This is a genomic window from Sphingobium sp. FG125, from assembly GCF_057809795.1.
Map to the genome: position 1 here is coordinate 313,604 of NZ_JBMDKQ010000002.1, position 7,775 is coordinate 321,378.

The 7,775-nt window shown below is 57.7% G+C and carries 6 protein-coding genes and 1 pseudogene; 3 read left to right on the forward strand and 4 right to left on the reverse strand.

Annotation, left to right across the window (positions count from 1 at the left end; all coding sequences use genetic code 11):
• Positions 1–36: 36 nt before the first annotated feature.
• From ACODSR_RS03135 to ACODSR_RS03150, 4 genes are all read right to left on the reverse strand, one after another.
• A complete protein-coding gene (locus tag ACODSR_RS03135) occupies positions 37–1,284 on the reverse strand; it encodes an MFS transporter (protein ID WP_489073634.1) in 1,248 nt (415 codons plus the stop codon).
• A gap of 175 nt (positions 1,285–1,459) precedes the next feature.
• Entirely contained in the window at positions 1,460–2,206 is a 747-nt protein-coding gene (locus ACODSR_RS03140) for an NADPH-dependent F420 reductase (RefSeq protein WP_489073636.1), read from the reverse strand.
• Between the two features lie 159 nt (positions 2,207–2,365).
• Entirely contained in the window at positions 2,366–4,585 is a 2,220-nt protein-coding gene (locus ACODSR_RS03145) for a TonB-dependent receptor (RefSeq protein WP_489073638.1), read from the reverse strand.
• 112 nt (positions 4,586–4,697) lie between these two features.
• Positions 4,698–5,210 (reverse strand): nuclear transport factor 2 family protein, encoded by a 513-nt coding sequence (locus ACODSR_RS03150; RefSeq protein ID WP_489073640.1) that lies wholly within the window; start codon positions 5,208–5,210, stop codon positions 4,698–4,700.
• 371 nt (positions 5,211–5,581) lie between these two features.
• Between ACODSR_RS03150 and ACODSR_RS03155 the strand changes: the two are divergent.
• The 3 genes and pseudogenes from ACODSR_RS03155 to ACODSR_RS03165 all read left to right on the forward strand — a co-directional run.
• Positions 5,582–6,536, forward strand: a pseudogene (locus tag ACODSR_RS03155) (IS3 family transposase); the annotation flags it as partial.
• A gap of 115 nt (positions 6,537–6,651) precedes the next feature.
• Positions 6,652–7,521, forward strand: a complete 870-nt coding sequence (locus ACODSR_RS03160) for a tyrosine-type recombinase/integrase (protein WP_489073642.1) — start codon at positions 6,652–6,654, stop codon at positions 7,519–7,521.
• A 9-nt stretch (positions 7,522–7,530) separates the two neighbouring features.
• Positions 7,531–7,775 (forward strand): transposase zinc-binding domain-containing protein (locus ACODSR_RS03165; protein ID WP_489073644.1); only part of this gene is annotated, 245 nt, incomplete at its 3' end.

Genomic DNA, 7,775 nt, shown 5'->3' on the forward strand with positions numbered 1-7,775 from the left:
TCACCAATTGGGCCTGCCTGTTCTGAAAAGCAGTGATCAAACGACCCGCTCCAGACGCTTTTGCCTGCTTATAGCGGAGATCATCATGACGGAGCACGGGCAGGCGACACCGAGGATGCCCGCAGTCGTCAGGAAGGGCAACCTGTACCCCCCGGTATAATCGAACAGGAAGCCGATCAGCGGCGCGAAACTGAAAATGAAGGGCAGAGTGATTGCATAGCTGATCCCCATCGCCCGGCTGATGCTCGCAGGTCCCACCAGCTTGCTGAGAGCAGCGCCATGCAGCGTCATTACCGGGACGACGCAGATTCCAATCAGCGCCGCAAGCGCGAACAATGGAAAGCCTGCCACATGCGGCAGTCCCCACCACAGCAGCGCCTGGCTTAAAGTTGTGAGTGCGAGTGCAGCAGGAGGCCCGATGCGGTCCGCTATCCATCCAAAGAGCAAGGTGCCAATAATTCCTGCACAGGCATAGACGGAAAGCAGACCCGATGCCGCCTGAAGGGTCAGATTCTGCGCCATGCCGAAGGGTACGATATGGACCATGAACGCCGTGCCCGACCCCGAAATCACGCCGATCACGATCGACAGCAACCAGAAGGGCGGGCTGGTAAGGATTTCACTCGTCGACAGGGGGCGATCCTTGACAGCCTCCGGGGCGGCTGTGTCACCTGGATCCATATTGGACCAGAGAGGGACCTCGCCAATCCGTTCAGGGCTTTCCACGATCAGCAACAAGGCGGGAATCAATAGCAGGAAGATTGCTGCGATCCCGCCGAGAACCGCAGACCGCCCATATACCGGCAGAAGTTCGCCGACGATGAAAGGCGTCAAAAACAGTGCGATCGGCAGGTTCACGATGCTCAGAATCTTGCCCTGGCCTGAGGCGAACCATCGACTGATCAGTGTCAGCGGACCCAGTACCGCCAACAGGCTTACACCCGTGCCAATCAGGGCGAACATCACCAGGGCGAGGCCAAAAGACGGAACAAGGGCAAGGCCCAGATAGCCAAGCGCGCTGAGCGCCGCGCCGCCGATCATCGCGCTGCGCACCGGGATCTTTTGCAGCAGCCCTCCCAAAAAGGGAGACAGGCCGCCGATTGCCAGCATGATCAGGCTCATGCCCGTTGCCGCTACAGCCCGCGTCACGCCGAAATGCGCCTCGGTGCTGGCGAGCAATGGCCCGAACGATCCGAAGGCGAAGCCAGCAGCGAGGGTTTGCGCGAGAAAGCATGGCAGGACCACCCTCCATCCCGAGAATGAACGAACGGTTCGCGTGCGCATCGGAGTCCTCTCTATGTCGGCAGCTACGCAAAGTTTAAAAGGCTTGCGTTGCAGCTCTCGGGATAGCTTTACCAAAAGATCAATGCTCGCCCGACGGTGAAGCGATAGAGGGGCGGCCGCCCTGAGACCGCCAACCCGGCAATTCGTGCCTCACATAGCATGGCGGCCACGACGTCTACATGAAGACCAGGCGGTTCAGAGCGACGAGAAGGTCAGTATCGGGATTGCTCTTCCCATCGCCAAAGCGGTCCTGCGCCACTGCGGCGACCAATTCGCGACGGATGGGAAGACGTGCTTTCTCGGCTGTAGGCAGGGCCTTCGCCATCTCGTCCATTTTTAGATCGGTACAATAGACTGGCGATCCGGGCTGTTGACGCCAGGAGTCTGCGATCGCCCCCGCGTCGTACGGGTCGAAACCGGTTTCATCGACCAGGCGCATCGTCACGTCCCGATCGACCGTCCGGTCGGCGGCGACGGGAATGGCGATGCGGTCGGGACTGCCGGGCACCTTGCCATAGACAGCGAAGGAGCGGGCACCAATCGCGTTCCATGCCTTGGCGATCGGTCGGCCCAGTTGCTCGACCACCCAAAGGCTTTCGACCTGCCCCGCTTCGACGGCTTCGATCGCGCTATCCCGTGAGGGATAATAGTTGGAGGTGTCGATCACCACTATGTCTTCAGGCACACCGGCGAGAACAGGCCTGACCGTCGACAGGCGCTGGAACGGGATTGAGAGGATGATGACGTCCACGTCCTTCACCGCCTCTTGCGCCGTCGTTGCGCGGGTACCGGAGGCAAGCATCTGTTTATCGATCGTTTCTGGACCACGCGAGTTCGCGACCTTGATCTCATGACCGGCTTTGGTGAGTTCGCGGACGAGCGTTTTTCCGATATTACCTGTACCCAGAATGGCTATCTTCATGATCTTGTTTCCTATCGCTTGAATATTTGCCTCTGCGATCGCGCGGTGAGCGTATCAGGCGTGGATCAATATATGGTGCCGACCCGGTTTAGATGGTTCCCATCCTCATCCCCTACGGTTCGCGAAAGCCGCAGGGGATGAGGGAGGCTCATTCTGCTATCAGAACGAATATTCCATACGCAGGCCATATGTCCGCGGCAGGCCGGCATTATAGGATGTGCCAAAATTCACGAGCGTTTGTCGGCGTGTGACATATTTCTTGTCGAACAGATTGTTCACATAAAAGCCTATACGCAGGTCCATGCCCGGAGGACTTACGTAACCCGATGCATTCGCGAGAAACAGAGAATCGCTTCGATCGTACCTCAAATTGCCGCCGGCACCGGGTTGGAAGTTGATTGAGGAGCGGTAGGTCGCGAGACTTGAGAGCGATGCAGACCAAGATCCGACAGCGAATTCATAATTGGCGCTGAACGATCCTGACCATGTCGGAGCCTGCGGAGGTGCCGTGCCGGTGAGGTTTGTCATGGTGGGATCACAAGCGATCATTGTCGGAATCACATTGGGATTATAACATGCGAGTCCTATGACGCCATCAAACGGCTTGTACCGCGGATGCTGCCAAGAGCCGGTGATCCCGAAGTTCAGCCCATCCATCGGAAGAATCTGCGCCTCAACCTCGACACCATAGTTTTCCAGCTGTGCATTCGAGGTGGCGCTACCGCCCGTAGTGATGTCACGGATCGTCTGTGCCTGCAGGCCCTTGTTCTTGAAATAGAAGGCAGCCGCGTTCAAGTTAAGCCGGTTGTCCAGCATCGATTGCTTGATGCCGATCTCATGGCTGGAGATCTTTTCAGGCTGCACAACTGCAGGCGGCGAAATCTGCGAATCTGGGAAGCCGCCCGCCTTGAAGCCGCGAGTGAAGCTGTAGTAGATGTTGGTCGGCCCATTGTCCCAGGCCAACACGAAACGCGGCGTGAACGCACGCTGGCTCGTACGCAGTTTCACACCCCAGGGGAAACCGAACGCTGCTCCCTCCATGCCGCGCTCGTCATAGGTATAGCGCCCACCAACTGTCACCTTGAGTTCGTCGGTAACTTTATAATAGCCCTCCAGGAAGGCAGCGTAAGAATTTGTGCTCCCAACGTTCAGGAAGCCATTCGATGTACTGTCGTCACGGACGTCGCCGCTCAGAAAAGCTGCCCTGAAATGACGCTTATCGTACAGATAGCTCACCCCAAACAGATATTCAAACCGACCGCCCAGCTTCGACGCCACCTGAAGGTCCTGCGAGAATGTTTTGCCGCCGACATCCGCTCCGACATATTCGAACAGGAACAGTGGCGTGTTATCAGAATCGCCGGAGTTGTGGCGTGTCTTTTGACGGCGGTATGTCGTCATGCTCGACAACTGGAAGCTGCCGAGGTCGAATTCCATCTTGAGGTTGGTGCCGTAAAATATTGTGTGGGCAGGCGGCGCAAAGGATTGATTTTCCTGCTCGTAGAAACCGAGCGAGGGGCTGATGAGGCCGGGCGGCGCGAGAACGCAGCCCAGGCAAGTATCGTCGTTGCGCCCCAAAGTGCCTGTCCGCGTCACGGTATTGGTGAGGTCATAATATTGACCTCCAAGCACGATGTCAGCAGATCCTGGAGACCAGCGCAGCTTCGCCCTTACGTTATAGTTTTTCTCCCAGCCGCTTTTGCCACCCGTGGTCAGGTTGCGGATGAAACCACCATTATGTTTATAGCCGCCAGTAGCGCGCAAGGCGAGATCCTCGCCCAGCGGCACGTTAATCATGGCGTTCAACTGCTGATGATCGATGTTGCCGACCTCGCCGCGCACACGCCCCTCGAACTTGTCCGTGGGATCGGCGCTGTTGATGATGATTACGCCGCCTGATGCATTGCGGCCATATAGCGTACCCTGCGGACCGCGAAGGACCTGGATACTGCTGATGTCGAAATTATCGAGAAGTTCGTTCGCGGTGATGGTGTTCGTCAGATACGCGCCATCTTCATAAATCGCGACCGGGCTTTCCAGGCCCGCCGCCGTGAAAGCCACGCCAAGTCCACGAATATTGGGTGAAAAGAAGCCGGCACTGACCGTAAAATTCGCGCCTGGCGTCACTGCCGCGATATCGGAGACCTTGTTCAGGCCAAGCTTCTGGACGGTGTCAGCCGTTACCGCAGTCACCGCAATCGGGGTGTCTTGCAGTCTTTCTGATTTGCGCTGAGCGGTGACGATGATATCGGCCGCGCCGTTGTTCGCCGCATTTTCGGTCGCTGATCTGGCAACCGGCGTGCCTACCTGGGCCTGCGCGTAGCTCGTCGAAGCGAGCAGCCCTCCAAGCGCCATTGCAATCGGTCCAATTTTCTTCATGACATTCCTCCCTTTATTTCTTGTCTTAATTAGTCTTCATTAATCTTAAAATTGGCATGGTGGCCTGCTGCGACCAACAATGAGATATCGCCTCAGTCAAAACCGCGCTTACTCAGCGCGCGCGTACCAGCGTTCTGGTCAACTTCATCGTCTTTATGAGCCAGTTATCACCCTTTTTCTCGTAGGTTTCGTGATAGTGGCCCATGCCATTCATATATCTCATGGGCTGCCCCTCCGAGAAATACACTTCGTCCTCGAAAGGCCATATGGCCTTGGCTGTCGACCCGGTCAGAATTTCGATCGTCGGGTTGAAGAGTTTGTGCACGAGGAGATTTTGCTCTGCCATCCCGCGAGCGACTTCCACGATATTCGTCGTCCCTATTACGGGCCAAACCACCCCATTTTCGACAGACTGGAGCAGTTCCAGGCTAAATTCACTACCTGTGCGAACCCACTCGCCAGTCTTGGGGTGAAGCGCAGTCATAGCGTTGGTTTCGTCGAACACGGCATCATCGGTGAACAGCAAGCCAAAGCCATCCCAGTCCTTGGTATCGACGCAATAGGCGTATTTGGCCTTACATTGCCTGACACCTTCGATGGCCAGCAGGCGCTCCAGCATGTCCATTCAGCTCTCTCCTCGTTAGACAGTCACACCTTGCCCTCTGCCATGACGAGGATCTGAGTTTCGGGCGAATGAGCCGCTATTTAATGAGGCGAACTTGCACATCGCCATGAGCGAGGAGATTTTCTCCACTTCTTCTGTCAGCCATGCCCTCTCCCCAGTCCTTGGCTCGCTTCAACGCTAGCTCCATTGCGCCTTACCATCCTCTTGACTGCGCATTCTGTCAATAGAACGGACGTCCTTTTTTTTACCTTAGCTCGACTTTGTACAATCAGGTAGCAAAGCATAGAGAGGTGGCCTGGCAAAACTGCACATCGGGATAAGTGGATTTTCTGCCTGACGGCGGCCAGGATGGCCGCGTGACAGGAGTAGAGATGAGCAAACGACCACGCCGGAATCACAGCCCGGCATTCAAAGCGAAGGTGGCATTGGCTGCCGTGAAGGGCGAGAAGACGCTGGCGGAGCTGGCGCAGCAGTTTGACGTGCATCCGAACCAGATCACGCAATGGCGCGGGCAGCTTCTGGAAGGGGCTGCCGGTGTATTCGGGAGCGAGACGCGGAGCGAGGCTGCCGAGCCAGTGATCGACGTAAAGACGCTGCACGCCAAGATCGGTGAACTGACGTTGGTGAACGATTTTTTGTCAGGGGCGCTCGGGAAGGCGGGACTGTTGCCGAGCGCAAAACGATGATCGACCGTTCGCACGCACTGCCGTTGGCGCGGCAAGCCCGGGAGCTGGGGATCAGCCGGGGCAGCATTTATTATCTGCCCAGACCGGTGCCGCCTGCCGATCTCGCCATCATGCGGCGGATCGACGAACTGCACCTGGAGTTTCCATTCGCCGGGAGCCGGATGCTGCGCGACCTGCTCCGGCAGGAGGGCTTCAAGATCGGCCGCCAGCATGTTGGCACGCTGATGAAGACGATAGCGATTGAGGCGATCTACCGCCGCCCGAGCACATCGAAGGCTCTCCTGAGCTTGTCGAAGGGCCCGCGCTGGGGCACAAGATCTATCCCTATTTGCTGCGCAAGCTGGCGATCGTGCGTCCCAACCAAGTCTGGGCGACCGACATCAGTTACATTCCGATGGCGAGGGGCTTTGTCTATCTCGTTGCCATCGTGGACTGGTTCAGCCGCAAGGTTCTGGCCTGGCGGGTGTCGATCACGATGGAAGCCGATTTTTGTGTCGAGGCTCTGGAAGAAGCATTGGCGCGCTTCGGCAAACCGGAGATTTTCAATACCGATCAGGGCAGCCAATTCACGAGCATGGCCTTCACAAGCGTGCTGCTCCGAGAAAAAATCGCCATAAGTGTCTTTTCTAAAGGTCTGTGGACAATAGGGATTGAACAAACCCGCTGACGCGGGAGCTTCGTAGGTATTGGCTGGAATGGCCTCCTGATGAGAAGGTTTGGTTGCTGAGACCAACCCCTGATCAGGAGACCACCCCATGGCTGATACCACAACAGCGGTTAGCCCGCTGCGCCGTCGTATGATCGACGACATGATGTTGCGCAACTTGTCGCCGGCTACCCAGCGTTCTTACCTTCACGCCGTCACAAAGTTCAGTCGTCACTTTGGACGTTCACCGGATCGGCTTGGGCTGGAGGATGTCCGGGCATTTCAGGTCTATCTCGTGTCGCAGGGGATTTCCTGGCCATCGCTGAACCAGACCGTGTGCGCATTGCGCTTTTTCTATGGGGTGACGCTGAACCGGGGCGAGATACCCGAGCGGATCGCCTATGCGCGCACGCCTCGCAAGCTGCCCGCGATCTTAAGTCCCGACGAAGTGGTACGCTTTCTTGAGGCGGTGCTGTCGTTGAAGTCCCGTGCCGCGCTGACCACTGCCTATGCTGCGGGACTGCGCGTATCGGAAGCGGTGAGCCTGAAGATTGGCGATATCGACAGCGACCGGATGCTGCTGCAGGTTCGCCACGGCAAGGGTGCCAAGGATCGCACAGTGATGCTTTCGGCTCAGTTGCTCGATATCCTGAGGACGTATTGGCGGCTGACCCGTCCGACCGACTGGTTATTCCCTGGTCGGGGCGAGAGGCCGATCGACGTGACTGTGCTCCATTCGGCGTGCCGGTCAGCCACCAAGGCGGCGGGATTGACCAAGAAGGTCAGCGTACACACGCTGCGCCACAGCTTTGCCACCCATTTGCTCGAGAGCGGTGTCGATATCCGCATTATCCAGGTGTTGTTGGGGCATAACAGTCTCTCGACGACAGCGCGCTATACCCAGGTTGCCACGACCACGATCGCTGCGGCGCAGAGCCCGCTCGACCGTTTGACGCTCGAGGTGGTGCCGCCCGCCTGAGCCGGGACCATGCGTTCCGATCTGGAGGTGGCGGATATTTTCCGCCGCCATGGTCATGCCTATCGCCACGCCAACGACGGCCATCTTGGCCGCGTGGAACGTCGCGTCATGTCGGCGATCGAGCTCTGCCGAACTGCTGCGCTTGGTGGTCACGTCGAGGCCTGCGAGGACTGCGAGCATGCCCGCGTCGCTTACAACTCTTGTCTTATGGGCAGATCCAGTAATGGAGAGCTGGCAGTGACCCGTTGGCCCCT